Genomic DNA, 26371 nt, shown 5'->3' with positions numbered 1-26371 from the left:
CATGAGAGATTCGTTATTTATAAAAGCCGCATTTTCACAGGAAACAGAACGCCCGCCAGTGTGGATGATGCGCCAGGCAGGCCGTTTTATGCCAGAGTATTGGGAAATCAAAAACAAGTACTCTTTTCTGGAGATGTGCAAAACACCAGAGCTGGCCGCTGATGTTACCATGCTGCCGGTAGATTTGCTGGGTATAGATGCAGCTATCCTTTTCTCGGATATATTGGTAACCGGCGAAGCCATGGGCGGTGACCTGAGCTTTACCCAAGGCGTCGGCCCCAAATTTGCCAACCCGGTGCGCACCCAAAAGGATGTCGATGCTTTGCAAACCAACGTAGGCGATAAGCTTCAATATGTGGCCGATGCCATTAAAGTGATACAACAACGCCTTAATGGTAAAATACCGCTTATTGGTTTTGCCGGGGCACCATTTACCGTGATGAGCTATCTGGTGGAAGGCGGATCTTCAAAAGATTTTAAATTGACCAAGCTGATGCTGCATAACGAACCGGAGATGGCCCATCAGCTTTTATCAAAAATAGCTACAGTTACGGCGGATTACCTTAACCTGCAAATTGCTGCCGGGGTAAACGCCGTGCAGATTTTCGATAGCTGGGCACAGGCCTTATCGTGGGACGATTATACCGAGTTTTCGCACAGCTACATCGTAGAGATCATCAGCAAGCTTAACCGTAAGGATATCCCGGTTATATCGTTCTGTAAAGGCAGTTCGGTTTTTGCGCCGCTGATGGCAGAGGCAAAGCCGGATGTGATTTCTATCGATTGGAATGTTGACCTGCTGGATATCAAGAACCGATTGCCCAAAGGCATCGCCGTGCAAGGCAACTTGGATCCGCATATTTTGTACGCCGATAAAAAGGTAATCAAAGAACGCATCCACCGCCTGTTCGAGCGTATGAAAGGCGAGAATGGCTTCATCTTCAACCTGGGCCACGGCATTATGCCCGATATCCCTTTTGATAATGTGAAGTACGCGGTAGAGGTGATAAAGGAATGGGCCCCCTAACCCCCTGAAGGGGGAACTATTAGGCGAGGTCAATATAATTATTTAAAAACTCCCCCTTCAGGGGGCTGGGGGGCTCATGTACCAATACATATTAGCCATACATATCATTTTTGTAGTCTGCTGGATGGCGGGGCTGTTTTACATTGTGCGCTTATTTATTTACCATCGCGAAGCACAGGATAAACCCGAACCTGCGCGAACCATACTGTCTGATCAGTTTGAGATCATCGAGAAAAAGCTGTGGTGGATAATCGCTACGCCGAGTATGTATTTCGTGATATTGGCAGGGGCGACCATGCTGCACCTAAATCCGGGGCTTTGGAAAATGCCCTGGCTGCACGTAAAACTTACTTTTGTATTGGGTTTGATAATCTACCACTTCACCTGCCAGAAAATAATGAAGCAGATGGCCAAAGACGTTTACAGATGGACCTCTATCCAACTACGCCTCTGGAACGAATTGGCCACTATCATGCTATTCGCCATTGTGTTTTTAGTGGTGCTAAAAAGTGCCGTAAACTGGATTTATGGCGTTGTCGGCATCATCCTGTTCAGCCTCATTATCATGTCGGCTGTGAAGATTTATAAATATTTCAGGGAAAAAAAATAAAGGCCGCGAGCAAGTATTGATGTAGTCTTCCATACTTGCATTTGTGTTCATTTTGCCTAAATTTGGATATCCACCTGGGAAAACCCGTCTTATGATAGCCCAAACCCCGCAAGTACCTTACTACGCCGTAATTTTTACCTCCATCCGTACACCCGGCGACGACGGTTATGGAGACATGGCCGCAGAAATGGGCAAGCTGGCAGCAGAGCAGGAGGGGTACCTCGGCGTAGAATCGGCCCGTAACGAAACCGGCATTACGGTGTCTTATTGGGCAAGTCTGGAAGCCATAAAAAACTGGAAAGCCGTGAGCCGCCATAAGCTGGCGCAGCAGCACGGCAGGGAGAAGTGGTACCAAAGCTACAAAGTAAGGATATGTTTAGTTGAGCGCGATTACGAGTTTTAACGCCCGTTTGCCATATTGAATGCTGCGTATTTTTATAACAAGTTTGTTACATTGCGAGCAAAACAAAATGTGGCGTTCGGGCAAGTTTTACTTACTTTGCAGCCATAAAATCGATTGCATTTTTTAAATTTACAACGTTTAGGAGTATAACCTTTTCTATTTTGTTTCCGTATAAAGATTATATATGAGCCCTAATAACACCAAAACCGTTAGCGTTTTATTAGTTGATGATGATGAAATCAATAATTTCATCTCTATTAAACTGATAAAGAAAGCTTTGACTAATACAGACATCATGGCATGCCTGAACGGAAGGTTTGCGATCGATCAGCTCGTAGAGATACAGCGGAAAGACCCAAGCCAGTTGCCTGATTATATCCTGCTGGATATCAACATGCCGATCATGAACGGCTGGGAGTTTTTAGACGAATACAAGCGCATCAACCTGGATCCGCTGGGCAAAAGCAAGATTTTTATTATTTCTTCATCCGTTTTCAGCAACGATATCAACAAGGCGCGTTCCTACCCACTGGTGAAAGATTTTATCTCCAAGCCGCTCAACGTAGATAAAATAAAAGAGCTTTTCGGCGTTACAGAAGAGGCGTAACCATAAACTGCTCGTCCTGGTAACTTACCGTACCAACGGCATTGGCCCTTGCATGGTAAAATAAACAGGTATAACCTTCTGCTGCTGCTTTCTTGCCGTATTGTATACGCAACTCTGCCGAGCGTTGCCCGTCGTAATCATATTTCGCTACGAATTTCCTGATCAGCTGTTCCGGTTCGGGTAGTTCATCTCCTCCAAAAAATACCTTGCTGCCCTCTATATCAAACCAAAGCACCTGGTGATATTTACTGTGCCCGGCACTCAGCTCGTAGGTTATGCCGGGCCTAAACTCGCCTTCGCCCTCTACCAGCGTCATTTTTACCTTACCGGCAAGCGCCTCGAAAATTTCTTTGTGATAGGAGGAGGAGGCACCCGTTAAGGCATATTCCCATTCCTGTTTGTTGATCATGTGCTCAGCATCCGGGAAGCTCGGCTCCAGCCTGCCGTTGCGTTCTACCACCAGGCCGCCCGAGTGGTCGTAGTGCAGGTGGCTCATCAGCACCAGTGTCACCTCCTCCGGGTCGAAACCGGCGTTGCGGATGTGCTGGTGCAGCAAAAGCTCGTCGCGTGTGTCTTTGTACCCCAGGCCGGCATCCAGCAAAATCAGATCCGTTTGGGTTTTGATGAGGAAAGGGTTCACGTGGATAAACAGCGAACCGGGGCGATCGCGCCGGTTATCAGTCTCCGGGTTAAAAGGGATGAACTTTTTAGTACTATCAACCGAATATGAGCCCTCGCCCAATGCAAAAATTTCCATGTGCAAATATAAATGGATAATTGTAACGGTTTAGTCATAACGCGTGTCTATTGGATTGGGGCGGATTGCGTGTGGGGTGATTTAACCACAAAGGGCACTAAGATTTGTAAACCCATTGGCACAAAAAGCACAAAGCCTGGCGCCTGATTAAAAGATTCTTTGTGGTCTTTGTGCTTTTCTCTTTGTGTTCTTTGTGGTTAAAAGATATCCCAATCGTTAAAATTTGTTAAATAATTAAATTATAATTTGCATATACGAAAACTATCGTACATCTTTGTACGAAGGAATTCGTAATAAGGATAAAATGGAACTGAAACCAACAGAAAGCGAGCTGGAAATTTTACAGGTGATTTGGAAAAAAGGCCAGTGCACAGTACGCGACGTGCACGAGGAACTTGCCAAGAATAAAGAATCGGGCTACACAACTACCCTCAAGCTGATGCAGATAATGCACGAGAAAGGTTTGGTGGAGCGCGATACCAATGCTAAAACTCACCTGTACAAGGCGCTGATAACCCGCGGGCAGGCGCAACAGGGCGCGCTGGATAAGATCATATCCACCGTGTTCAAAGGCTCTACCAGCGATTTGGTTATACAAGCCTTAGGACAGCACCGCGCCTCTAAGGACGAGATTGACGCGATTAAGAACTTTTTAGACAAGTTTGAGGACGGAAAGTAGAACCAGGAATCAAGAGGTAAGAATCAAGAAGAAGGAGGATGCTTTCTCAGCTTTTAGGATTTCGTTTTTAGCATTTAGAATTTACTATTTAGGCCTTAGATTTTAGAATTTAAATAACATAGTATGCAAAGCTTGTTTTATAACATCAGCCAGGTTTTAGGTATCGCCATTTTGCATTCGCTGTGGCAGGGTTTGTTGATATGGTTCCTGCTGCGCGTGGTATTCAGTGCCTCGCCATCCTTATCAGCCGTAAAAAAATACAACATGGCTGCTGTGGCCATGCTGGGCATAGCGGCCTGGTTTATGGTAACCCTATTCAACGAGGCGGGCAACTTTAACTGGCATCACGTAACGCCAACTCCAGCGGCCTTTACGCCGCAGGCAGGCCTTGTAAACCAGCTATCACCCTTTACGGCACCTGCAGACATGTATTATTATGTTATTGAAGGTTATTTGCCCTATGTTACTATCCTGTACCTGGCGGGCCTGGCCGTAAACCTGTTTAAGCTTAGCTATTGCAGGGTAAAACTGCTGCGCATCAAAAAAGCATTGTTGCCGGCGGGCGACATGCAATGGCTGGTTGACGAATTTTCTGAAAGGCTGGATATCCATCGCTATGTAAGGGTGAATTTCAGCTCGCTGGTTGATGTCCCTTGTATGATCGGTTACCTAAAGCCTGTTATCCTGTTGCCCATCTCCTTATCTGCCAATCTCTCCGTTGCCGAAACAGAGGCCATACTACTGCACGAACTCGCCCACATCAAACGGAATGATTATTTGGTAAACCTGCTGCAGCAGGTCATCAATTCCTTATTGTTCTTTAATCCTTTTGCCCAGATGATTAGCCGTTTGATAAGCGCCGAGCGCGAAAACTGCTGCGACGACCTGGTGGTGCAAACTACCAACAGCCCGCTGGTGTACGCCCGTGCCTTACTGAAGCTTGAAGAAAGCAGGCATACCAACCTGCAGCTGGCGCTGGCCGCCAGCACCAACAAACACTTTTTATTAACCCGAATTGAACGCATCATGAAAACCCAACAAAAAATAGGCAACATACGCCATTTGGTGCTTGCCATATTACTTTTAGCCGGCAGCTTAAGCAGCATTGCCTGGCTTAACCCCGAAATTAAAGACGGGAAAATTACCGTTAAACCGGTAGCGCCCCGCGAAATTATCAACACCCTATTTGCCGATACTACCCGTAAAAAAGCCGTAAAGGCCAAACCCGCAAAACAAAAAGTAACCAAACTTTATAAAGACAAAGTGCGCCTGGACCAGGACAACTTTGCTTTCAATAACGGTTTCGACGACCCCGAACTGCGCCGACTGGGCACCGAACTGGATAAGCAAAGCCAGGCCTTCAGCAAGTATTACGATAGCCCGGAATTTAAGGCCCTTACCCAGGAGCTGGAGAAACGCGGCCACGAGATAGACGCTTTTTATAATAGCGACCAGATGAAGGCCCTTAGCGCCGACCAGCAGAAGCTTGGTGCCGATTTCGATCGCAAATACGGCCACAACAAAGATGTAGAACAGTATGGCAAGCAAATGGAAGCACTGGGCAAAAATATCGAAACGTACTTTAACTCGGCCGGGTTTAAGGATATGAACACCAGGCTGAAAAAGAAGTACAACATTACCAGCGATTACAACGACGACCACGATCTGAATTACAAAAAATACCAGGAAGAACTGCAGGCCAACCTGCCCGCCCAGATAAAAAAGGATACCGAAGAAATGAAAATGCTGGGCGAAAAGATGCGCGGCTTTTACCAATCGGCAGATTTTGTAGCCTCAAGAGACAGGATGCGCCAGATGGGCGATAGCATGCGCAGGGCATTTGATAACCCCCAAATGAAACTTCAGCAGGAGCAGATGCGCAAGCTAAGCGAACAGATGCGTGCTTATAGCAATAACCCCGAGTTTTTGCGTATGAAGAAACAGATGCAGGATGCCGCGGCAAGGATGAGGGCCTACACCCAATCGCCGGCTTTTAAAAAGAAGATGGAGGAATTCCGCAAGCAGATGAAAGCTTTCCAATGGAATTACAAAAACAATAATAACAACGACAATAATAACAACAACGACAACAAATACCACATAGATAGGGACAGCGTGTCAAACCCTAACCAGCCGCAAGAGCCCATTAAGCCTTAAGGAGCACGATGTTTTAGTGTATCAGGATTTTTTATGCCCGGTTACCAGGAGTGGTGGCCGGGTTTTTTTGTGGGGAAGCAGCCCTCCTCCTATACTTTAAGTCGATGTAATTAGCTGAGAGAACCCCATCGGGGTTCAATGTCGGTAGCATATCCATAATCCAGATAAATCGTGCCGTCAGGTACGAAACTAACGATGTTGCATACCTACGGCATGCCACATATTTGCTATTTGTTTTCTACCGACATTTTGCACCCATGGCGCAACCTTTCTAATCCTTAATTTATGATAGATAAATACGCGTTAGGGGTAGAAGCGGATACCGGCCTGAGCGTAATGCCTGCAGGCGTATGAGCGGATAACCCGGCCTGCCTGACGGTAGGCAGGGCCGGAGGCAACGCCATTATTGGTGAATAGAGAATAGTACCTAATAGAGGCAGAAGTTAGTGCAGCCTTGCAAATCAAAATCGGAATAATCTGTAAAATCGGGTAAACGGCGAAGCCCTCTTGAGTACCTTTGAAAAAAGTTAAACTACGAAAAATCCCGGTTCCTCCTCTGTCCAATTATTAAATGCCTGCTTGTTATTGGGGTATAAACAATTATCCAAATAACTATTAAATTTAACATCATGAATGAGTACATTTTGATTTTCAGGCACGAGGACGGTTCTAAGATTGCATCGCCCGAGCAGATGCAGGCCTGGATGAAACAAACCATGGATTGGATAGGCACCATTGCCGCGCAAAACAAATTTGTGAGCGGTACGGGCATCCCCTTTGCCGATGCGCGGGTGGTGGGCCATAACGGCGTGGTGACCAACGGCCCTTTTGGCGATATCAAAGAAACGATAGGCGGTTTTATTACCGTTAAAGCCGAAAGTGTTGAGGAAGCGGTAGAGTTTGCCAAGGGCTGCCCCGTATTGCAGGGCGAAGGCAATACCGTTGAGGTGCGGCAGGTTGCTAAGAATGACGGGGTACATTAAAAGGGGGAGGGAGAATATCGAACACCGAATATCCAATGATGAATAATAAAGGAAAAAAACTTCATCATTGGATATTCGAAATTCGGTGTTCGATATTTTTCTAAAAGCCTATAAAAGTTAGCCATGCAGGAGCCCGAAATCATCCCACATCTGTTCCGTACCGAACACCGCAAGATAACGGCGGTGCTTTGCAAGCTTTTCGGGATAGAGAACGTGAGCGTTGCGGAAGACATTGCCGGCGAAACCTTTTTGGCCGCGATGGAAACGTGGCCCTATAAGGGCCTGCCCGAAAACCCTACTGCTTGGCTTTACACCGTGGCCAAGAACAAGGCCCGTAATATGCTGGCGCGGAGCGATGTTTTCAGTAATAAGATTAGTCCGGCTATACAGGCTGGTACCCCCGAGGGTTACGAACAGGAGATTGATTTATCGCCGCAAAACATAGCCGATAGCCAGCTGCAGATGCTTTTTGCCGTTTGCCACCCCGCAATACCTCCCGAGGCGCAAATTGGCCTGGCCCTTCGCATCCTCTGCGGCTTCGGGATAGATGAAATTGCCACGGCCTTCTTAAGCAATAAGGAAACCATCAATAAACGCCTGTACCGCGCGAAGGAAAAGCTGCGCGCCGAGAAAGTGCCTATTGCCTTCCCGCCCGAAAGCCAACTGCACGGCAGACTGCAGCCGGTGCTTGCTACCCTTTATCTGTTGTTCAACGAGGGCTATTACTCCGAAAGCCAGAATGTGGTGCTGCGCAACGACCTTTGCCTGGAGGCCATGCGCTTAACCTATATGCTGATAACCTATGCGCCAACCAACCTGCCCGAGGTGAATGCACTGTTTGCGCTGATGTGTTTCCATGCCTCCCGCTTTGAGGCCCGCACGGGCGATAACGGACAAATGGTGCTTTACCAGGATCAGGACGAATCACTTTGGAACCGCGAACTGATAGGCAAGGGGGCATTCCACCTCAAGCTATCCGCCACAGGGAGTAGCCTTTCCCGCTACCACCTGGAGGCAAATATTGCTTACTGGCACACCATCAAGGAAGATACCACGGAGAAATGGGAAAGCATTTTACAGTTGTTCAACCACCTGCTGGTGCTGGAATATTCGCCCATTGCGGCGCTTAACCGCACCTACGCCCTTGCTAAGGTAAAAGGCAATGCTGCCGCCATCATCGAAGCGGAAAAACTACAACTCATCACCAACCCCTATTATTTTACCCTCCTTGGCGAATTGTACTCAACTATCGACAGAGAGAAAGCCCTCGAAAATTTAAATAAAGCCTTGAAGCTCGCCAAAACGCAGGTGGATAAACAGGTGATAATTAGTAAGATTGAAAAACTTTGAGGTGATTTTTAACACAGAGGGCACAAAATGAAAAACACAGAGAGGTACAGAGCCTTTTAAATCTATTAGCAGGAATTTCTGGGGTCAAATCACTCGGCCTCCGTGAACTCTGCGAAATCTTTGCGCCCTCTGTGTTTAAATAATCAGGCGGACTGCGCAATGTTGTCGAGGTGTTTAGTACTTTTGATGCTTATCTATTTATATCATGAACATCCCAGCCATCCGCTCAATAAGCATTTTTATAACCTTAAGCTTTTTTGTTTTTTCTTGCGATAACGCTGCCAAAACTACTTCCCCAAAAACAGATAGTCCAGCCACCCTGGCCAAACCCGCAGCACCGGCTACCGGCACGCTGATAGGCGCCTGGCACGATGCCGCCATCCACTCTGATAAAGGCGAGCAGATAGCTTACGAACTAATTACCAGCGGCGATAAAACTTACATACAGGCCATCACCTTCGTGGGTACTAAACTCAAACTGAACGATACCCCGCCCATCAGCCCCTCGGCATCCGAACTGAAGAAGGACGGCGATAAATACACCAGCGTAGAACGCCCCGGCGAAAGCTACGAGATAGCCAAAGACGGCGACCTGCTCATCTATGACGGCACAGAGCTGATTACTAAGTGCAAGAAACTATTATAAATCAACACGAATTGAGTTAACACGAATTTCACGGATTGGAACTAATTTACACAAACCCTTACCTTGATTTTATTAATGGATAGGACGAAGCTAAAAATTCGTGAAATTAGTCCTTGTTCGTGAAATTCGTGTTCACTCAATTCGTTCGCATCTAAACAAAACCCGCTTACGCTTAATGTGCGGGCAATATGCAAGAGAGCTAATCCATAGATTTTATACTTCCCTTAATATTCGTAAACTCCCCGTCGCGGGACGTCCAGTTCGAGTAAATTATTTCATTCTCGTAATCGTGCACCTGCGTTACGGTGGTGCCGCTGGCTTCCTGCCAGGTAAGCATGTATAGCTGCGGGCGCAACTCAGTCATTTTAGTTTGTACGGTTTCTACAATATCTACTGCTTCGCCGCCTTTCTCGGTGATGGCAAAAGTAAGTTGCGTTTCGCTCTCGATATGCAGTACAGCCTCTGCCATGCCGAAGCTTACCCGAAATTTGTTGCCGATGATTTCCATAATCTGGTTTTTGATATACAAATATGAGCAGGAATATCCGGTATGGCAGGGTGTAAAAGCGGCTATTTATCGGGGCAAATGCGGCAAGCTGGGTAAAAACACAACTCGCCGGTAACCCTCCTCACATTCGTGAAATTCGTCTTAATCCGCGCAATTAGTGTCAATCAATTCGTGAAATTCGTTTTAATCTGTTCAATTCATGTTCACTCATTTCTTTCTCCCTTTGTAACATCCTTGTGGGTTTACGCTGTAGGCGGCTTATCGTCTACTGTACTGTTAAACTATCCTTCGCCGCCCCCGTCTATCCTTACAAATAACAATTAAAAACATGAAAAAGATATTATTGATGATAACCATGGTGCTGGGCATAAGCGTTTTAGCCCAGGCGCAAAACAAAGGCAGGCAACACCACAACCCCCAGCAAAGGGCACAGCATGTAACCGATATGCTGCAGAAGAAATTGAACCTGAGTGCAGACCAAACCGCCAAAGTAAAAGACATCCTTTTGGTGCAGGCTACGCAAATGGACAGCCTGAAGGCCAACAAAGCCGGCGACAAAAAGGCCAACCATGAGGCATTTAAAGCACAGCTGCAAAAGACCGATGGCCAGCTTGCCGCCGTTTTCACTGCCGATCAGAACAAAACTTACAGCGAGTTTAAAGCGCAGATGAAAGAGAAATTCAAAGGCGGTCGCCGTGGATTTATGGCACACAACCGCAGGGGTGATATGAAGAACCCCGCCAAACGTGCCGAGCGCATGACCGGTATGCTGCAAAAGAAACTGAACCTGGATGAAGGCCAATCGGCTAAGGTGAAGGCGATATTCGTGGCACGTGCAGCACAGCTCGACAGCCTGAGGGCTAAAAACCCCGGCGACCGCAAAGCCAACCACGCTGCCTTTAAGGCTTTAAGACAAGATACCGACAAGCAATTGCAGGCTATTTTAACAGCCGACCAGCAGAAAGTATATGCCGACCTGAAAGCTAAAATGAAAGAACATCACAAAGCCAGAAGGGATAGCGTAGCCACACCAAAACAAGGCTAAGCTAAATTTATTGGGTTGATTTATGTGTAGCGGGCGGTCCGATTGGGGCCGTCCGCTTTTTTTTGTGGATGAGTTTCTCTCCCACTTTAGGATTTAGACTTTCGGTTTTAGGATTTCTTTTCCTTAGCGTTTAGGCTTTCTTTTTTAGAATTTATTTAGTGAGGTAGTTTATCGCGCAATAAGCCATATACCCAAGTACCTGCAATAGCACTAAACAAGGTAACCAATACCACTGCGAAGCCGCCGCCTAGCTGCGCAAAGAGCGGGCCGGGACATGCGCCGGTAATAGCCCAGCCAAAGCCGAATATCAATCCGCCGTACACATTACCCCAATGAAAAGTTTTTTGAGGGATGATAACCGGCTCGCCGCTGATGGTTTTAATATTGAAGCGTTTGATAATCAGGATAGAAATCATAGCCACTACGATGGCACTGCCGATGATGCCGTACATATGGAAAGCCTGCATATGGAACATCTCTTGTATGCGGAACCACGATACCACTTCGGATTTAATCAGTACGATGCCGAACAGCATGCCGAGGGCCAGGAATTTGAGGTTTTTCATAAGGCTAACAGATGAGGGAGTATAAACCATGCCATGATGAAACCGCCGGCCATAAAGCAACAGGTGGCCACCAGAGACGGCCATTGCAGCGATGATATCCCCATAATGGCATGCCCCGAAGTGCAGCCCCCGGCGTACCGCGTACCGAAGCCCACCAAAAAGCCGCCCAATACCATAAACACCAATCCGCGCAGCGTAAGCAGTTGGCTAAAGCTGAAAATATCCTGCGGCAGCAAGCCGCTAAAATCTTTTATGCCTTGTTTTTGCAATAATGCAGTGGTTGCAGGGTTGATGGCAACAGGGGCAGAGTTAGATAAGTAATGCACCGTTACAAAGCCGCCCAGCACAATGCCCGCCACAAAAAACAGGTTCCAGCTTTCCTTTTTCCAATCATATTTAAAAAAAGGGATGCCCGCGGGGAGGCAAGCCGCGCAGATATGCCGAAGCGACGAGGATATACCGAAAGCCTTATTGCCGAGCAATAGCAGCGCGGGGACGATTAAGCCAATAAGCGGCCCGGCCACGTACCAGGGCCAGGGTTGTTTTATAAAGTCCATAAGGGGGTGAAATCCTAAAGTGGGAAAATCCTAAAATCTAATCTCTAAATTCTAAAGAAAAATTACATTGCTAATGTAAACAAAGCATGGGCTTTATTTTAGGATTTAGAGTTTCCTCTCCGCTTTAGAATTTAGATTTTAGGATTTAGGGTTTAGAGTTTCCCCTCCGCTTTAGAATTTAGAGATTAGATTTTAGAATTTCTTAACTTATCTTAGTCCCTCCAAATCACCTATGAATATTACCCCACCGCAATTGCGCACCGTTAATGTTACCCGCTACGTTACCCCGTTGCGCGAGGGTGGCTCGCTGCCTGCCATAGCCGAAGCCGACGACGGCTTCTTATACGTGCTTAAATTCCGCGGGGCAGGGCAGGGACCAAAAGCGCTTATTGCTGAATTGATAGGCGGCGAAATTGCCCGCACGCTAGGTTTCAGAATGCCCGAACTTGTTTTCGTGAACCTCGACGAAGCCTTCGGCCGCACCGAAGCCGACGAGGAAATACAAGATTTGCTGAAATTCAGCGTGGGGCTTAATTTGGCTCTGCATTACCTGCAGGGTGCAATTACATTCGATCCGGCGGTTACGGTAGTAGAACCCAAGTTGGCCTCGCAAATCGTGTGGCTGGATGCCCTGCTAAGCAATGTAGACCGCACCGCCCGCAATACCAATATGCTGATGTGGCATAAAGAGCTTTGGCTGATAGACCATGGCGCCGCGCTGTACTTTCACCATAATATGGATAACTGGCAGGAGCAGGCCCTGCGACCCTTCGTACAGGTGAAAGACCACGTGCTGCTGCGCAAAGCCGAACTACTGGAAGAGGTGGATGCCGAATTCAAAGCCATCCTTACCTCCGAGGTAATCGATGCCATCGTATCTATCGTGCCCGACGCCTGGTTGGTGGACAGGTCTTTCGAAACTGAAGACGACCAGCGGCAGGTGTACGCGCAGTTTTTGAACGCCCGGCTGGCAAACTCCAACATATTCTTAAAAGAAGCACAGCATGCAAGATCGCAACTTATTTGAGTATGCCGTTATCCGCGTGGTGCCCAGGGTAGAGCGCGAGGAATTCATGAACGTGGGGGTGATATTGTATTGCGTCAAACGCAAATACCTACGGATGATGTACCAGGTAGATAAGGAACGCCTGCTGGCCCTTTACCCGGATATCGATTTGGAAGGGGTGGAAGCGAACCTGCGCTCGTTCCAACAGATATGCATGGGCGGTAAAGATGCCGGACCGATAGGCTTGCTGGATGCACCATCGCGATTTCGTTGGCTTACCGCTACGCGCAGCACAGTAGTGCAAACCTCTAAAGTACACCCCGGGTTTTGCATCGATGGGGATGAAACGGTGGAAAGACTTTTTAAGCAATTGGTGCTATAATTTATAAGAATACGTCATTGCGAGGAACGAAGCAATCTCTAAGTTGGACAGACGACTTGCAAAGGGGCTCTGCTTCCCGGGAGATTGCTTCGTTCCCCGCAATGACGACGTGGTTTTTATCTATATACAGACTCAAACAGAATATTAATATACTCAACTAAATAAATCTCACAACAAATGAAAATCAAATTCTTATTCATTCCGCTGCTGGCCCTTGCCGCCTGCAAGCAGCCCGCTGCCGACACAAAAACCGAAGAGCCTGCCGCGCCCATACAGGGCACCTGGAAGTTGGTATCGGCCCTGCAGATAACCAAGGGTGATACCGTGGTTACCTATCCCGAAAAAGGGCAGGAGCAGGAAATGATCAAAGTGATCAACGACGACCACTTCGCATTCTTCAAGCACGACCTGAAAATGGCAGGCACCAAGCCGATATTCGATTCGGGCGCGGGTACCTACACCCTATCGGGGGCCGACTATACCGAAAACCTGCTATACTGCAACTACCGCGAATGGGAGGGACATTCCTTCAATTTTAAAGTTAGCTTCAAGGGCGATACCCTTGTGCAAAAAGGCATCGAGAAGATAGACAGCCTGAAGATTGATCATGAGATAGTGGAAACTTACATAAAGGTTAAGAAGTAAGGTCGAAACTTAACCGTTCACGTCATGCCGAATTTATTTCGGTACCCCACACGGCAGGTTGCCTTCATGCAAGGTCGTTAGCACAGTGGCCACTTTTATGATGGGGTCCTGAAACAAGTTCAGGATGACGGTTTTTTGTTTTGATTTTTTCACCATTAAATCCTTTGCCATGCGTCAATCAATCAGCATAAAATTATTCGCCATCGCGCTGCTATGCCTATGTATAGCAGGTAGCCTGCATGCCCAAAAGAAGCCCCGTTTCAATGTAATAGCCTTTTACACCGCTAAAAACGACCAGGCACATATCAGCTTCGTGCACGAAGCCAACAAATGGTTCCCGCAGATGGCGGTCAAATACAACTTCGGGTACGATTCTACCAGCAACTGGAGCAATCTCAACGAGGCCTTCCTGGCCAAATATAAAGTAGTGCTGTTTTTAGATACCCGCCCCGAGGACCCCGCCCAGCGTGCGGCCTTCGAAAAATACATGCGCAACGGCGGCGGCTGGATGGGCTTCCATTTTTCAGCCTTCGCGCTTACCCCTTCGGACTTCAACGCCGATTGGGATTGGTACCACAACGAGTTCCTGGGCTCTGGGCAATATGGCAGCAACACCTGGCGGCCTACATCGGCTATTCTGAGGGTGGAAGACCGCAAACACCCCGCCACCAAACACATGCCCGAAACCTTTAAGGCCTCGCCTAACGAATGGTACCGTTGGGAGAAGGACCTCCGCAAAAACCCCGACATCCGGATACTGATGTCGATAGATTCTTCCAGCTTCCCGCTGGGCACGGGGCCGAAGCCGCATGAGATATGGCACAGCGGCTATTATCCTGTAGTATGGACCAATCGCAACTACAAAATGATTTACCTCAATATGGGCCACAACGACATCGATTACGAGGGCAAAACCAATAAGGACCTCTCGCACACCCTCGGCAACCCTATAGAAGATAAGCTAATCCTTAATGCCATCGAATGGATGGGTACCGGCAAGCGTATTGTTGATAAATAATGCCCTTGCGATTAAGGCGTATAATTATTCAAATCACTTTTCCGTCCCGAGGATAGAAAGGGTTGATTACTAGCCCCTTTACATTTTAATTGCTTGGTATCAAAGCGTATCAAAAATTACATAAATAACTAAATATCAGTTATTTATGTAATTTTTCCTTGTTTAATTCCGCGAAACTTTAATAGATTTGGCTCCGTAAACAAATACCATTAACCTTTCCCGGCTCAATAATGAAGAAAACACTTTTATCAACAGGTTTTATATGCATAGCGGCGGCGGCATTTTGCCAGTCGACAGTGAAGCCAAAAAAGCTTTATTCTGCAGCCAATAAAACGGTAAAAGTATTCGTAACCGAGAAGGAAGGCAACAAAAGGCTTGCACCTGCCGGCACATTAACCTTTACAGATAGTCCCCAGCCGCCCGAAACCGAAACGCTGGTATTTGTTGATCCTACCAAAACATTCCAAACCATGCTGGGCATTGGCGGCGCGCTAACAGACGCCAGTGCCGAAACCTTTTATAAGCTGCCGAAAGATAAGCAACAGGAGTTTTTAGCCGCCTACTTTGATAAGAACATAGGCATTGGCTACACCCTGGCGCGTACCAATATACAAAGCTGCGATTTTAGCAGCGGCAGCTACAGCTATGTAGCTGATAGCGATAAGGGCCTGCGCACCTTCGATATCAGCCACGACAAGACCTACCGCATACCATTTATTAAAGAGGCTACCAAAGCCGCCGGCGGGAAACTGACGCTATTCGTTTCGCCCTGGAGCCCGCCGGCTTTCATGAAAGATAATAACGATGTATTGCACGGGGGCAAGCTTAAAAAGGAATTTGCGCAGAGCTGGGCCAACTTCTATGTAAAATTCATTAATGCTTACGAAAAATTGGGCATCCCGGTGTGGGGTCTGTCGGTACAGAACGAGCCGATGGCCACTCAGACTTGGGAAAGCTGCAAATACACTGCGGAGGAAGAGCGCGATTTCGTAAAGAATTTCCTCGGTCCAACGCTTGTTAAAGGAGGCCTGGCAGCCAAAAAATTGATCGTTTGGGATCATAACCGCGATTTGCTTTACCAGCGCGCCAGTACCATATTAGAAGACCCTGCCGCGGCAAAATATATCTGGGGCATCGGTTTCCACTGGTACGAAACCTGGACAGGCGCGGGCCAAAACTTCGAAAACACGCGTTTAACGCATGCCGCATTCCCTGATAAGAATTTGATTTTCACTGAAGGCTGCGTAGAGAAATTCGATTTTAACCGCCTTGGCGATTGGGCCCTTGGCGAGCGCTACGGCCTATCCATGATAAACGATTTCAATGCCGGCACCGTAGGGTGGACAGACTGGAACGTACTGCTCGACGAAAAAGGCGGCCCGAACCATGTGGGCAACTTCTGCTTCGCACCCATACACTCCGATACGCGCACCGGGGAGTTGATTTACACCAACTCGTACTATTACATGGGGCATTTCTCCAAATTCATACATCCCGGCGCAAAACGCGTAGCCGCGGCTGCCAGCAGGGATAAACTACTGACCACCGCGTACATGAACCCGGATGGTAAACTGGCCGTTGTGGTAATGAACCGCACGGACGAAAGAATCGAATACAGTTTGTGGATAAAAGGCAAAGCCGCCAAAACCACTGCCGAACCGCATTCCATAGCAACGCTTATCGTACAATAATTCATAATCAACTAAATCTCTGAGAAAGGGGCCCGATTAATCTCGGTGCTCCTTTTTTAATTTTAAAGAGAATGGGCGGCGGTTTTTTTGTTACCCGTAGAGACGCAATATTTTGCGTCTCTCGTTTGATGATAACGGATTTGCATGCGGAGACGCAAAATATTGCGTCTCTACCGAAGGAATCTCAACAATCCCTATATTTGGCCTAACCAATTACATCCCGCCTATGAAAATCGCACATCGTTTATGGTTGGCAGCACTATTTTGTTTTATCGCGTTCACTGCATCGGCACAAACAAAACGCCTCACTTATTGCAATCCCCTCAATCTCGATTACGGCTATACGCCCTTTGAGAGTTTTGCGGCCTGGGGCAAGCACCGCGCCACTGCCGACCCAACCATGACTATCTTCAAAGGCAATTACTACCTCTTCAGCACCAACCAGTTCGGTTACTGGTGGGGGCCGGATATGCTGCACTGGACCTTCGTGCCCCGCAGATTCGTGCGGCCATACAACCAGGTAAAAGGCGATGAGCTTTGCGCGCCCGCCACGTTGGTGTTGGGCGATACCCTGCTGGTTATTGGTTCTACCTATAATAAAGATTTTACCCTGTGGATGAGTACCGACCCTACCCACGATACCTGGAAAGCTGCGAAAGACTACTTCCAGGTGGGTGCCTGGGACCCCGGGATGTTTGCAGATGATGACGGTCGCGTTTACATTTACCACGGCAGCAGCAACACTTTGCCGTTGTACGGGCAGGAGATAGACCGTAAAACCTTCGAGCCCATCGGCCCCAAAAGGGAGATGATAAAACTCAACTGGGAGCAGCACGGCTGGGAGCGCTTCGGCGAGAACAACGATAATGTTTTCCTCACGGGTTTTATGGAGGGCAGCTGGATGAACAAGCATAACGGCAAATATTACCTGCAATACGGTGCGCCCGGCACCGAGGGCAAAGGCTATGGCGACGGCGTTTACGTAGGCGATAAACCGCTTGGCCCCTTCAAATACCAAAGCCACAATCCTTTCAGCTACAAACCGGGCGGCTTTGCCAAAGGCGCGGGCCATGGCGCAACCTGGGCCGATAAATGGGGCAATTACTGGCACATCAGTACCATGGTGATAGATGTGAAGAACAACTTCGAACGGCGCATAGGCTTTTGGCCCGCCGGCTTCGATAACGACGGCACGCTGTACGCCAATACCGCCTATGGCGATTACCCGCACTATCTATCCGCCGGCAAGGAAGACCACCTCAAAAGCAACTTTACAGGCTGGATGCTGCTGAACTATAACAAGCCCGTGCAGGTATCGTCAACCCTTGGCGCGTATGTGCCCAACCTGGCGGTTGATGAGGATATCAAAACCTACTGGAGCGCTAAAACCGTCAACAAAGGCGAGTGGATGCAAACTGATCTGGGCGAGGTAAGCACCGTAAAAGCTATCCAAATTAATTACGCCGACCAGGATGCCACCTTCATGGGCAAATCGCTCGGCGTGTACCATCAGTACCTGATATCATCCTCCATCGATGGCAAAATCTGGAAGCCATTGGTTGACAAACGCCAGAATAAAACCGATGTGCCGCACGATTACGTGGAACTGAAGACGCCTGCCAAAGCGCGATACCTCAAAATAACCAATTACCATATGCCCACCGGCAAGTTTGCTTTATCGGGATTTCGTGTGTTCGGCAAAGGGGCGGGCATGGTGCCCGATACCGTTAGCAACCTCATCGTATTGCGCGGCAAAGAAGAGAACCGCAATTCATGGCTGCGCTGGCGCCAAACCGACGGTGCGGTAGGCTACACCATTTACATGGGCATAGCACCCGATAAGCTGTACAATAACATTATGGTGTACAACGTAAATGAGTATTACTTTAACGGCATGGAGAAAGGCGTGCCTTACTATTTCCAGATAGAAGCCTTTAATGAGAATGGGATAAGCAAGCGGACAAAGGTGATAAAGGTGGAGTGAGCGGCGAATGTGCAAATATGCAGATTTCAGATTTCGGATGGAAAAACGGGGCTCAAGAACTTTTCATCTGCACACCTGCACATCTGAAATCTGCACATCTAACCTTCCGTCTCGTGAAGTGTCTGCACTTGATGAAAGAAAATGGTATGTGTGGACACTTGGCGCGGCCGGGTAACAGAAAATGTAATACAACCGCACGTAAACCGTCCGCTTACGAACGGGTAGGCCATTGGAGATAGGTGTAAGATCTTGCTAATCAATAAATTGCAAATTTGGCATAGTTTTGAAGAACAAAAAGTACAATAACATCCTGTTGCCATGCTTAGAAACTACTTTAAAACCGCCTGGCGGAATTTATTCCGCAATAAGTTTTATTCATTCATCAATATTGCCGGGCTTACTGCCGGGTTGGCTATTGGTATATTAATACTACTTTGGGTGCAGGACGAGTTAAGTTTCGATAGCTTCCACAAAAATGCCGACAATATTTATCGCGTAGAACTTTTTGGCGGTACAGGGGCCAGTAAACAGATATGGCAAAATACGGTAGCCCCTATAGGCCCGCTGGCTAAACAGGAGCTTACCGACGTGCAGGACCAGGTGCGCATTGCCCCCAACTGGTTTTTCTCGTTATACAAATACCAGGATAAAGTTTTTGGCGAGCAATCCGTAGCCTTTGCCGACCCTTCGATGTTCAGGATATTTGATTTCCCACTGGTACAGGGGAATACCGCAGCGCCATTTGCCGGCGATAACTCTGTGGTTATTACCAAAAAAACCGCACAAAAATATTTCGGTACCGATAATCCAATTGGTAAAGTGATTACTGCCGATGGCCAGGAAAACTTTACGGTGAGTGGCGTTATCAACGATTTCCCGCAAAACTCCAGTATCAATTTTGATATGATAATGCCCATGAGCTACCATGTTAAATTCATACTGTTACGCAATAAGACAGATGTAAATACCAATTTTAACAACTACACTTATCAAACCTACGTTAAGTTAAACCCGGGCGCATCGTTAAAAAAACTCTCGGCCGATTTAAATAAAATACATCTTAAGCACCGCGCCGAAAATACCGATGCCGATTACCTGCTATTACCTATCAGTAAGCTGCACTTATACAACGCAGATGGTACCGACCATGGCATCCAAACGGTGCGTATTTTTAGTATTATATCCCTGGTAATACTGCTTATAGCCTGCATCAATTACGTAAACCTTTCTACAGCGCGCTCTTTACTACGCGCCAAAGAAATAAGCATGCGTAAAATTATAGGGGCGGGTAAAGTGCAGCTATTTATGCAGTTCCTGGTAGAAACCGCCTTGTTATTCCTCATTGCAACAGCATTTGCACTGTTCGCCATTTACCTGCTGATGCCGGTATTTAATGAGTTAGCGGGCAAGCAACTGGTGTTCAGCTTGCTCAATCCTCATATTTGGGCTATCATTGCCATTACGGTTGTAGCCACCCTGGCTTTATCAAGCATTTACCCTGCGTTACTGCTGTCATCCTTCGAACCGTTAAAGGCCCTGAAAGGCAAAATAAGCGCAAGCATTGGCGATGCGCTTTTCCGTAAAGCGCTGGTGGTAGTACAATTTACCTTTTCGGTAATACTTATTGCGAGCACATTGATTATTACCCGTCAGCTTAAATACATTCAATCGAAAAATTTGGGGTACGATAAAAGCCATACCTTCGGGATGTGGATGCGCGACGCCTCGGCGCACTATGATGCAGTAAGGGCCGAGCTGTTGAAACAACCAGGCGTAGAAGATGTAACGCGGGCAACCGGCAATATCGTTAACAGCAGCATGTTTTCGGGCGATAACTCCTGGGATGGTAAGGCTCCGGGCCAAACCTTTATCCTGCATCCAATGGGGATTGATAAAGATTTTATTTCCTTTTTTAAACTGAAGATGGCGCAGGGCAGCAGCTTTACAGGTGCCGTTGCCGATTCTACACACTTTATCCTTAACGAGGCCGCCATAAAAGAAATTGGGCTAAAAGATCCTATTGGCAAGCATTTCAGTTTTCAGAAAACAAACGGCACAATAATCGGCGTAATTAAAGACTTCCATTTTGCCAGCTTGCGCGAAAAAATTGCGCCTGCCATTTTCTTTTACCGCCCGGCTAATTATCAAACTTTATACGTAAAAACCAGCACTAAAAATGCGGCCGCAGCAATCGCTGCCGCGGAGACACAGTTTAAACAATACAACGGCGAGCACCCTTTTAGTTATACCTTCCTGGATGACATGTTTAACAACCTTTACAAAGGCGAACAGCGCGAAGGTACATTGTTCAATTATTTTGCCGGAATGGCTATACTCATCTCCTGCCTGGGCTTATTAGGGCTTGCAACCTACACTGCCCAGGTACGCACCCGCGAAATCGGCGTGCGCAAAGTATTGGGAGCATCGGTTACAGGCGTTGTAAGCCTGTTGGCTAAAGATTTCATTAAACTGGTACTTATTGCCATTGTTGTAGCTACCCCTTTAGCCTGGTACGTTATGGCCAACTGGTTAGATGCCTTTGCCTACCGCATACCTATCAGCTGGTCTGTTTTTGTATTGGCCGCATTTATAGCTATCGTTATTGCATTTGTTACCATCAGCTTCCAATCCATTAAAGCAGCACTAGCCAACCCGGTGAAAAGCTTGAGAAGCGAGTAGGGGGTTGTTAAGCGCGTTGGAAAGTTGGTACTTATCCTCCACCTGGTTAAGCATGCGCACTTAACGAAAGAAAATGGCAAGCGTCCACGCTTGGCATTTAGGGTACGTAAGTGTGGGCACTTAAAAAAGCTATTGCCCCAAGTGTGGGCACCTGGCGCGGCAGTGGAAAATCGAATAGGAATACCCCATCGTCATTGCGAGGAACGAAGCAATCTCCCGGCTTTAAGAGCAATCTGCATAGAGGATTTTCCTGCGTAGAGATTGCTTCGTGCCTCGCAATGACGCGGGGAGAGTTTCATCTGCACATCTATCATATCCCCTTCCACAATTCCGTAGCCGGGTGGAATTGTTTCCAGGAGCGCCAGTATTCCTGGTAAGATTGTATGGTGCTAAGTTGTTTGCCTTTGTGTGGTCCGGAGATGCAGGTGCCCGTCCAATCCCAGATGGAGGAGGTTTCCTGGTCGGCCAGGCAATTTTCTTTATCCATCAAAAAGTGCAGCTGCTTGCCGTCTACTATACTGCTCCAGGTATGGAAGCTTTGCTGGTCTTCCTCTACGGCTATTACCAGCGGCGTGCCGTTTAAGTTATCATTCAGTACCTGCTTTTTCACCAATTGCCGCCAATCGTAGGCTTTGGGCTTGCCGTTGGCTATAATGCCTACCATCCAGCTTTTGCGTACTAAGGAATCTTTATTTTTTAAGGTGCTGTCTTTATCTACGGCTTGTTTATGGTCGTAATCTTTCAGGTCGATATAATCATCGAGGTAGCCGCCGTCGGGTTGCATGATTAAGGATGCGGGGTACTTTGCCAGCCATGCGCCAAGCGTCATCTGCTCGTAGGGCAGTTCTTCCAGGTGCGCGCCTTTCATGGGGCCTACCGCTGCCACGCCGGTTGCCTGGTACCACCAGGTGCGTGTACTTTCGTCTTCGATAATTGCATTATAATGCCTTGCGCCCACTAGTCTAAAGGTTTGTTGGATGCCTTTAATAACAGGGTCGTACACGCGGCCTGTGCGGCACATGGTGCAATAAGTAACCAATACAGGCTTACCGGCGAGGCTATCCTGCACTTTATGGTGATAGCCCAGGTAAATAATAGGGTAGGCCTTGGCCACGCCGTTGCTCACCACGCCAATTACCAAATAGCTTTGCGGTACTTTATTCGTGAGCCCATTGGCAAACCGCGCTTTTTGGGTCTCTTTGAACATCACCTCGGCCTTGAACATGTAATCTGTAAAGTAAAAACTGCCCAGGCAGATGATGATGACCGCCACCTTGATGATTTTATGCTTGCGGGTGTTTTTGGCAAAGAAACGGATGAAGTACACGATAAGGATTATGGCACCCAGGATGCGCAACGGAAGTACTATTTTTTCGAGGTAATAGCAAATGGTAATGGCGTTGATATCCTGGCTGCCGGGGAAAGGCATCAGCAGGTAAGCATGCAGCAAACCGGGCAAAATAAGCAATACGATACCGGCCCAAAAAAGCAAAGGTTTAGTGTTATTGTTCATTTGTCAGTAAAATGGGCTTATTGATAGTATTGGTCAATCAGGTACAGAGAGACTAAATTATAAAAAATATACAAGCTGTCAATATCCCGCTGAAAATAAACGCTTAAACATATTTTATGCTTTTTTTTGACTTTGCGTCGACCCGCTCTTTGCCTGGCATCTTTACCTTTACAAAAAATATAAATCACCATGAAAGTAGAGATATGGAGCGATGTAATGTGCCCCTTTTGCTATATAGGCAAACGCCGGTTCGAGGATGCATTACAGCAATTCGAGAGCAAGGATAAGGTAGAGATAGAATGGAAAAGCTTCCAGCTTAACCCGCAGATGGTGACCGACCCATCGGTAAACATAAGCCAGTACCTGGCCGACGTAAAAGGCTGGACGCTGGAATACGCGCAGCAAATGAATGCCCACGTAACCAAAATGGCCGCCGAAGTTGGGCTTACCTACGATTTCGATAGGGCCGTTGTGGCCAATAGCTTAAAGGCTCACCGCTTTAGCCATTATGCCAAAAGCAAAGGGCTTGGCGATGCCGCAGAAGAAGCCCTATTTAAAGCTTATTTTACCCTCGGCAAAAATACCGACGATACAGAAACCCTTGCCGGTTTAGGTGAGGAGATTGGTCTGGACAAGGATGAAGTAACTGCAATTTTGAACAGCGATGCCTACACCGACGATGTAAAGCACGACATTGCAGAGGCCGAATACCTGGGCGTCCGCGGTGTGCCGTTTTTTGTAATGAACGGCAAATACGCGGTATCCGGCGCGCAGGCCGTGCCGGTATTTACCCAAACGCTGGAGAAAGCCTATGGCGAATGGAATGATGAGCAGGCGAAACCAAAATTTGATGTGATAGACGGCCCTGTTTGCGGGCCTGACGGCGATTGCTAAAGAGAATCACATCAGATGAGTTATAATTTTTTCCGACGTTTTAATTAGCGCGGAAAAAATTATACATTTATGGGCTTTGATGATCTAAACTACTGTCACATCATGAAAAAGATCTGTTACCACCTGCTTACTTTACTATTTGTTGTAACCCTTCTTTCGGGCTGTAAGTTAGATGCGCCCTTAAACGCCGACGGCACCGTACTTGGCGGCACCAGCGGTAATTTTATAAGCTACACCTTTCAGGGCAAAACCGTTAAGATAGCCGACCGTGTTTTTTTCCAGGTGATCGCCCCCGGCGTAGTGCCTGATGGCAGCACCCAGATCATCGGCGGTACCGACCCTACAAACGCCTTTGGTATTATATCCCCCACGGCCGTGGCCGGCACATTCCCGGCAGAGATTATCTCCATAGGCTCGGACTTTATAGGCGAAGGCACCGTGATATTTACCGAAATCAATTCGCCAAACGGCCTCAACGGTACTATAAAAGGTACATTTACCGGGCAAATGAATGACAAGGCCGGGGCACCCGCCGGCGACATCAGCGGATCATTCAGCCTTAAGAATTAAACAGCTGCTAAACAAGCCGTTAAACTCCTTCGTATTCCCTTTAAACAATTTGATATAATTAATCAAATTGTAATCTTTCGTTGCAAATTTTTATATTTGAAATACATTCCGCAACTTAGTGTAGTATTTACACTAAGCATCATTAATCAATTTGGACTCCACGATATCTACATATAATTATCCCCGTACCACTTTCCGCATCGCGGTTGCCGCCATGTTTTTCATGACAGGGCTGTGCTTTGCCAGCTGGACATCTCGCATTGCCACCATACAGCAAACGCTCGATCTGTCGGAAGCGCAACTGGGCGGTGTTTTGTTTGCGCTGCCTGTTGGGTTAATGTGTTCCCTCCCGTTTTCGGGCTGGGTTATTACCAAAATAGGCAGCCGCAACCTGCTTATAGCAGCACTTATTGTTTACAGCATTACGTTGGTTAGCCTCGGGCTTGCCCAAAACACCTTGCAGCTTGTTATTTGCCTGGTGGTGTTTGGTTTTAGCAGTAATTCGGTAAACATATCTGTAAACACCCAGGCAGTAGCAGCCGAAGAATTGTACCAGCGCCCCATTTTAGCCTCTTTCCATGGGTTGTGGAGCCTTGCCGGTTTCACAGGCGGGCTTATCGGCGTTTTCATGATGCATTTGCAAATGCCGCCGGTAAAGCACTTTGCCATCATACTCGCTGCCATTGTCATTGCTGTTATTGTTACGCTGCCTTATTTAAAAAACGATAAGGTAGTAAATACGGGGCCGGTGTTTGTAATGCCCGATAATTCGCTTATCAAATTAGGCGCAATAGCCTTTTGCTCGATGATATGCGAGGGGGCAATGTTCGACTGGAGCGTTATTTACTTTAAGAAAGTAGTATTGGCCCCTACCGACTGGATAGGTGCCGGCTTTACAGCCTTTATGGCCACTATGGCTTTGGGGCGCTTTGTGGCTGATGGTTTTGCTCATCGCTTTGGCTTAAAGCGTACCATGCAGCTCAGCGGGATACTTACCGCAACTGGCCTGCTTATTGCAGTTATTTTCCCTTATTTTTATACAGCATTAATTGGGTTCTTGTTTGTTGGTGCGGGTGTATCATCCGTTGTGCCTATGGTGTACAGCGCGGCTGGCAAATCAAAAACAATGGCACCGGGCGTTGCATTAGCGGCGGTATCTACCCTTGGTTTTATGGGTTTTTTAATTGGCCCGCCAATCATTGGCTTTATAGCGGGATTAGCCTCTTTACGGGCATCCTTTACACTGATAGCTATGATGGGGATTTGCGTTGCCGTTGTATCAACCAAAGCCAAAATTTAAGCGTTGTTCAAATCGGCTTCGCCGGGATTCAGCACGTATTCAAAATTTTCGTACCCGTTATGGAAACGGAATTTTAACCGCTCTTTAGGCAAAGTAATATCCAACGAAATCAAAGCGAGTGTTTCGGGTAGATTATCCCGTATCAGTTTCAAATCGGTTACGTGAGGCATCTCTATGTAGATATCTTCGCCCATCGGTTCAATCTTCCAGTCTTTTAAATTGGCCGCTGCCAATACATCTATCCATTTTTGCTGGTACGCGTTCATAAGCATGCTTGTTGGTACTTATAGGGAACAGGCGGGTGGGAAGAAAAGTTTTAAAGATGTCTGAACTCGAATTTTAAGGAATTAAGCGAATTGTCAAAATTTTCTTTGCAGTTTGGAAGGAATTCTGCCCATTATTAAAATTCGTTTAATTCGAGTTCAGACAAACCCGTTGCCGCAAGCTTAGCGCAGCGTATCTCGTGGTGAGCATTGGGCAAGCTTCCAGCTTGAGTCAGGTGAAAGCTGACCTTGTGCATAGTCTGAACTGTCTTGTCCTGATATAGGTTGACACAAAAATAGTGTGAACATGGAATATTCAGAGAAAAAAGCGTCAGCAATAAAGGAATACTTTGCAGGCGGGACGACTTCAGTTAAATTAGGRCTCAAATACGGTTTCGGTAATGCAAGCGTATCAAGATGGGTTGCTATGGAGAAGAAGAAAAAGAGAAAGCTTGAAGAGTATGCAGCGTCTATCCAGGCCGTTAAGGGGGATATGCCGACGGATGTCAAGGCATTGCAGGAAGAGTTGCG

Annotated in this window: 27 protein-coding genes; 21 read left to right on the top strand and 6 right to left on the bottom strand. The window is 47.3% G+C overall.

The window, feature by feature from the left end:
- Position 1: 1 nt before the first annotated feature.
- The 4 genes from hemE (at position 2) to AC1DYT_RS22930 (ending at position 2647) form a co-directional block, all read left to right on the top strand.
- Complete coding sequence (gene hemE / locus AC1DYT_RS22945) at positions 2-1027, top strand: uroporphyrinogen decarboxylase (RefSeq protein WP_477471844.1); 1026 nt, start codon at positions 2-4, stop codon at positions 1025-1027.
- Between the two features lie 76 nt (positions 1028-1103).
- A complete protein-coding gene (gene hemJ / locus AC1DYT_RS22940) occupies positions 1104-1637 on the top strand; it encodes a protoporphyrinogen oxidase HemJ (protein ID WP_477471843.1) in 534 nt (177 codons plus the stop codon).
- 91 nt (positions 1638-1728) lie between these two features.
- Positions 1729-2040, top strand: a complete 312-nt coding sequence (locus AC1DYT_RS22935; protein ID WP_477471842.1) for an antibiotic biosynthesis monooxygenase family protein — start codon at positions 1729-1731, stop codon at positions 2038-2040.
- Positions 2041-2224: 184 nt separating this feature from the next.
- Positions 2225-2647, top strand: coding sequence for a response regulator (locus AC1DYT_RS22930; protein WP_477457252.1), 423 nt, complete (start codon positions 2225-2227; stop codon positions 2645-2647).
- On the opposite strand, the gene AC1DYT_RS22925 is transcribed toward AC1DYT_RS22930, so the two are convergent.
- Complete coding sequence (locus AC1DYT_RS22925; protein WP_477471841.1) at positions 2631-3404, bottom strand: MBL fold metallo-hydrolase; 774 nt, start codon at positions 3402-3404, stop codon at positions 2631-2633. The genes AC1DYT_RS22930 and AC1DYT_RS22925 overlap by 17 nt on opposite strands.
- Positions 3405-3708: 304 nt before the next feature.
- Here AC1DYT_RS22925 and AC1DYT_RS22920 point away from each other — a divergent pair, with 304 nt between their 5' ends.
- The 5 genes from AC1DYT_RS22920 to AC1DYT_RS22900 all read left to right on the top strand — a co-directional run bounded on the left by AC1DYT_RS22920 (position 3709) and on the right by AC1DYT_RS22900 (position 9219).
- Positions 3709-4083 (top strand): BlaI/MecI/CopY family transcriptional regulator, encoded by a 375-nt coding sequence (locus AC1DYT_RS22920; protein WP_477471840.1) that lies wholly within the window; start codon positions 3709-3711, stop codon positions 4081-4083.
- A gap of 123 nt (positions 4084-4206) precedes the next feature.
- Positions 4207-6240: a M56 family metallopeptidase gene (locus AC1DYT_RS22915; protein ID WP_477471839.1), complete on the top strand. Its 2034-nt coding sequence runs from the start codon at positions 4207-4209 to the stop codon at positions 6238-6240.
- Between the two features lie 629 nt (positions 6241-6869).
- The gene (locus AC1DYT_RS22910; protein WP_477471838.1) at positions 6870-7223 is read left to right on the top strand and encodes a YciI family protein; all 354 of its coding nucleotides are present in this window, start codon (positions 6870-6872) and stop codon (positions 7221-7223) included.
- Between the two features lie 123 nt (positions 7224-7346).
- Positions 7347-8573 (top strand): RNA polymerase sigma factor, encoded by a 1227-nt coding sequence (locus tag AC1DYT_RS22905; protein WP_477471837.1) that lies wholly within the window; start codon positions 7347-7349, stop codon positions 8571-8573.
- A gap of 205 nt (positions 8574-8778) precedes the next feature.
- Positions 8779-9219: a hypothetical protein gene (locus AC1DYT_RS22900; RefSeq protein ID WP_477471836.1), complete on the top strand. Its 441-nt coding sequence runs from the start codon at positions 8779-8781 to the stop codon at positions 9217-9219.
- Positions 9220-9418: 199 nt separating this feature from the next.
- Here the strand turns inward: AC1DYT_RS22900 and AC1DYT_RS22895 are convergent, their stop codons facing one another.
- A complete protein-coding gene (locus AC1DYT_RS22895) occupies positions 9419-9727 on the bottom strand; it encodes a MoaF-related domain-containing protein (RefSeq protein WP_477471835.1) in 309 nt (102 codons plus the stop codon).
- A gap of 328 nt (positions 9728-10055) precedes the next feature.
- On the opposite strand from AC1DYT_RS22895, the gene AC1DYT_RS22890 reads away from it, so the two are divergent.
- Entirely contained in the window at positions 10056-10772 is a 717-nt protein-coding gene (locus AC1DYT_RS22890; RefSeq protein ID WP_477471834.1) for a hypothetical protein, read from the top strand.
- A gap of 155 nt (positions 10773-10927) precedes the next feature.
- Here AC1DYT_RS22890 and AC1DYT_RS22885 read toward each other — a convergent pair whose 3' ends face one another.
- Both AC1DYT_RS22885 and AC1DYT_RS22880 read right to left on the bottom strand, forming a co-directional pair.
- The gene (locus AC1DYT_RS22885; protein WP_477471833.1) at positions 10928-11338 is read right to left on the bottom strand and encodes a DUF6691 family protein; all 411 of its coding nucleotides are present in this window, start codon (positions 11336-11338) and stop codon (positions 10928-10930) included.
- Complete coding sequence (locus AC1DYT_RS22880; protein ID WP_477471832.1) at positions 11335-11895, bottom strand: YeeE/YedE family protein; 561 nt, start codon at positions 11893-11895, stop codon at positions 11335-11337. The genes AC1DYT_RS22885 and AC1DYT_RS22880 overlap by 4 nt, the downstream gene beginning before the upstream one ends.
- Positions 11896-12127: 232 nt before the next feature.
- Between AC1DYT_RS22880 and AC1DYT_RS22875 the strand changes: the two genes are divergently transcribed.
- The 7 genes from AC1DYT_RS22875 to AC1DYT_RS22845 all read left to right on the top strand — a co-directional run bounded on the left by AC1DYT_RS22875 (position 12128) and on the right by AC1DYT_RS22845 (position 21300).
- Positions 12128-12922 carry a HipA family kinase gene (locus tag AC1DYT_RS22875; protein ID WP_477471831.1) on the top strand — a complete coding sequence of 265 codons (795 nt, stop codon included), beginning with the start codon at positions 12128-12130 and terminating at the stop codon, positions 12920-12922.
- Positions 12900-13283: a DUF3037 domain-containing protein gene (locus AC1DYT_RS22870; protein ID WP_477471830.1), complete on the top strand. Its 384-nt coding sequence runs from the start codon at positions 12900-12902 to the stop codon at positions 13281-13283. Before AC1DYT_RS22875 ends, AC1DYT_RS22870 begins: the two co-directional genes overlap by 23 nt.
- A gap of 177 nt (positions 13284-13460) precedes the next feature.
- The gene (locus AC1DYT_RS22865) at positions 13461-13928 is read left to right on the top strand and encodes a lipocalin-like domain-containing protein (RefSeq protein WP_477471829.1); all 468 of its coding nucleotides are present in this window, start codon (positions 13461-13463) and stop codon (positions 13926-13928) included.
- Between the two features lie 169 nt (positions 13929-14097).
- Positions 14098-14946 carry a ThuA domain-containing protein gene (locus AC1DYT_RS22860; protein ID WP_477471828.1) on the top strand — a complete coding sequence of 283 codons (849 nt, stop codon included), beginning with the start codon at positions 14098-14100 and terminating at the stop codon, positions 14944-14946.
- Between the two features lie 230 nt (positions 14947-15176).
- Positions 15177-16637 (top strand): glycoside hydrolase family 30 protein, encoded by a 1461-nt coding sequence (locus AC1DYT_RS22855; protein WP_477471827.1) that lies wholly within the window; start codon positions 15177-15179, stop codon positions 16635-16637.
- 226 nt (positions 16638-16863) lie between these two features.
- The gene (locus AC1DYT_RS22850) at positions 16864-18621 is read left to right on the top strand and encodes a family 43 glycosylhydrolase (protein ID WP_477471826.1); all 1758 of its coding nucleotides are present in this window, start codon (positions 16864-16866) and stop codon (positions 18619-18621) included.
- Between the two features lie 318 nt (positions 18622-18939).
- On the top strand, positions 18940-21300 hold the full coding sequence (locus AC1DYT_RS22845) for an ABC transporter permease (protein ID WP_477471825.1): 2361 nt from the start codon (positions 18940-18942) through the stop codon (positions 21298-21300).
- Between the two features lie 310 nt (positions 21301-21610).
- On the opposite strand, the gene AC1DYT_RS22840 is transcribed toward AC1DYT_RS22845, so the two are convergent.
- Positions 21611-22813, bottom strand: coding sequence for a DUF3179 domain-containing (seleno)protein (locus AC1DYT_RS22840; RefSeq protein ID WP_477471824.1), 1203 nt, complete (start codon positions 22811-22813; stop codon positions 21611-21613).
- Between the two features lie 189 nt (positions 22814-23002).
- Here AC1DYT_RS22840 and AC1DYT_RS22835 point away from each other — a divergent pair, with 189 nt between their 5' ends.
- From AC1DYT_RS22835 to AC1DYT_RS22825, 3 genes are all read left to right on the top strand, one after another.
- Positions 23003-23707 carry a DsbA family oxidoreductase gene (locus tag AC1DYT_RS22835; protein ID WP_477471823.1) on the top strand — a complete coding sequence of 235 codons (705 nt, stop codon included), beginning with the start codon at positions 23003-23005 and terminating at the stop codon, positions 23705-23707.
- A 102-nt stretch (positions 23708-23809) separates the two neighbouring features.
- The gene (locus AC1DYT_RS22830) at positions 23810-24277 is read left to right on the top strand and encodes a hypothetical protein (RefSeq protein WP_477471822.1); all 468 of its coding nucleotides are present in this window, start codon (positions 23810-23812) and stop codon (positions 24275-24277) included.
- Between the two features lie 151 nt (positions 24278-24428).
- Entirely contained in the window at positions 24429-25577 is a 1149-nt protein-coding gene (locus AC1DYT_RS22825; protein WP_477471821.1) for an MFS transporter, read from the top strand.
- On the opposite strand, the gene AC1DYT_RS22820 is transcribed toward AC1DYT_RS22825, so the two are convergent.
- On the bottom strand, positions 25574-25849 hold the full coding sequence (locus AC1DYT_RS22820) for a hypothetical protein (RefSeq protein ID WP_477471820.1): 276 nt from the start codon (positions 25847-25849) through the stop codon (positions 25574-25576). The genes AC1DYT_RS22825 and AC1DYT_RS22820 overlap by 4 nt on opposite strands.
- Positions 25850-26147: 298 nt before the next feature.
- Between AC1DYT_RS22820 and AC1DYT_RS22815 the strand changes: the two genes are divergently transcribed.
- Positions 26148-26371 (top strand): hypothetical protein (locus AC1DYT_RS22815; RefSeq protein ID WP_477471819.1); only part of this gene is annotated, 224 nt, incomplete at its 3' end.

Source organism: Mucilaginibacter sp. P1_D10 (assembly GCF_056406215.1).
Note: the sequence above shows the minus strand (reverse complement) of the source record. Positions and strands in the feature narration are given on the sequence as shown.

Coding starts and splice junctions, on each gene's coding strand:
- AC1DYT_RS22895 (WP_477471835.1), bottom strand. CDS start 9,727: ATGGAAATCATCGGCAACAAATTTCGGGTAAGCTTCGGCATGGCAGAG.
- AC1DYT_RS22885 (WP_477471833.1), bottom strand. CDS start 11,338: ATGAAAAACCTCAAATTCCTGGCCCTCGGCATGCTGTTCGGCATCGTA.
- hemJ (WP_477471843.1), top strand. CDS start 1,104: ATGTACCAATACATATTAGCCATACATATCATTTTTGTAGTCTGCTGG.
- AC1DYT_RS22905 (WP_477471837.1), top strand. CDS start 7,347: ATGCAGGAGCCCGAAATCATCCCACATCTGTTCCGTACCGAACACCGC.
- AC1DYT_RS22935 (WP_477471842.1), top strand. CDS start 1,729: ATGATAGCCCAAACCCCGCAAGTACCTTACTACGCCGTAATTTTTACC.
- AC1DYT_RS22855 (WP_477471827.1), top strand. CDS start 15,177: ATGAAGAAAACACTTTTATCAACAGGTTTTATATGCATAGCGGCGGCG.
- AC1DYT_RS22870 (WP_477471830.1), top strand. CDS start 12,900: ATGCAAGATCGCAACTTATTTGAGTATGCCGTTATCCGCGTGGTGCCC.
- AC1DYT_RS22900 (WP_477471836.1), top strand. CDS start 8,779: ATGAACATCCCAGCCATCCGCTCAATAAGCATTTTTATAACCTTAAGC.
- AC1DYT_RS22835 (WP_477471823.1), top strand. CDS start 23,003: ATGAAAGTAGAGATATGGAGCGATGTAATGTGCCCCTTTTGCTATATA.
- AC1DYT_RS22850 (WP_477471826.1), top strand. CDS start 16,864: ATGAAAATCGCACATCGTTTATGGTTGGCAGCACTATTTTGTTTTATC.
- AC1DYT_RS22890 (WP_477471834.1), top strand. CDS start 10,056: ATGAAAAAGATATTATTGATGATAACCATGGTGCTGGGCATAAGCGTT.
- AC1DYT_RS22820 (WP_477471820.1), bottom strand. CDS start 25,849: ATGCTTATGAACGCGTACCAGCAAAAATGGATAGATGTATTGGCAGCG.
- AC1DYT_RS22930 (WP_477457252.1), top strand. CDS start 2,225: ATGAGCCCTAATAACACCAAAACCGTTAGCGTTTTATTAGTTGATGAT.
- AC1DYT_RS22925 (WP_477471841.1), bottom strand. CDS start 3,404: ATGGAAATTTTTGCATTGGGCGAGGGCTCATATTCGGTTGATAGTACT.
- AC1DYT_RS22845 (WP_477471825.1), top strand. CDS start 18,940: ATGCTTAGAAACTACTTTAAAACCGCCTGGCGGAATTTATTCCGCAAT.
- AC1DYT_RS22830 (WP_477471822.1), top strand. CDS start 23,810: ATGAAAAAGATCTGTTACCACCTGCTTACTTTACTATTTGTTGTAACC.
- AC1DYT_RS22875 (WP_477471831.1), top strand. CDS start 12,128: ATGAATATTACCCCACCGCAATTGCGCACCGTTAATGTTACCCGCTAC.
- AC1DYT_RS22880 (WP_477471832.1), bottom strand. CDS start 11,895: ATGGACTTTATAAAACAACCCTGGCCCTGGTACGTGGCCGGGCCGCTT.
- hemE (WP_477471844.1), top strand. CDS start 2: ATGAGAGATTCGTTATTTATAAAAGCCGCATTTTCACAGGAAACAGAA.
- AC1DYT_RS22910 (WP_477471838.1), top strand. CDS start 6,870: ATGAATGAGTACATTTTGATTTTCAGGCACGAGGACGGTTCTAAGATT.
- AC1DYT_RS22860 (WP_477471828.1), top strand. CDS start 14,098: ATGCGTCAATCAATCAGCATAAAATTATTCGCCATCGCGCTGCTATGC.
- AC1DYT_RS22920 (WP_477471840.1), top strand. CDS start 3,709: ATGGAACTGAAACCAACAGAAAGCGAGCTGGAAATTTTACAGGTGATT.
- AC1DYT_RS22915 (WP_477471839.1), top strand. CDS start 4,207: ATGCAAAGCTTGTTTTATAACATCAGCCAGGTTTTAGGTATCGCCATT.
- AC1DYT_RS22865 (WP_477471829.1), top strand. CDS start 13,461: ATGAAAATCAAATTCTTATTCATTCCGCTGCTGGCCCTTGCCGCCTGC.
- AC1DYT_RS22840 (WP_477471824.1), bottom strand. CDS start 22,813: ATGAACAATAACACTAAACCTTTGCTTTTTTGGGCCGGTATCGTATTG.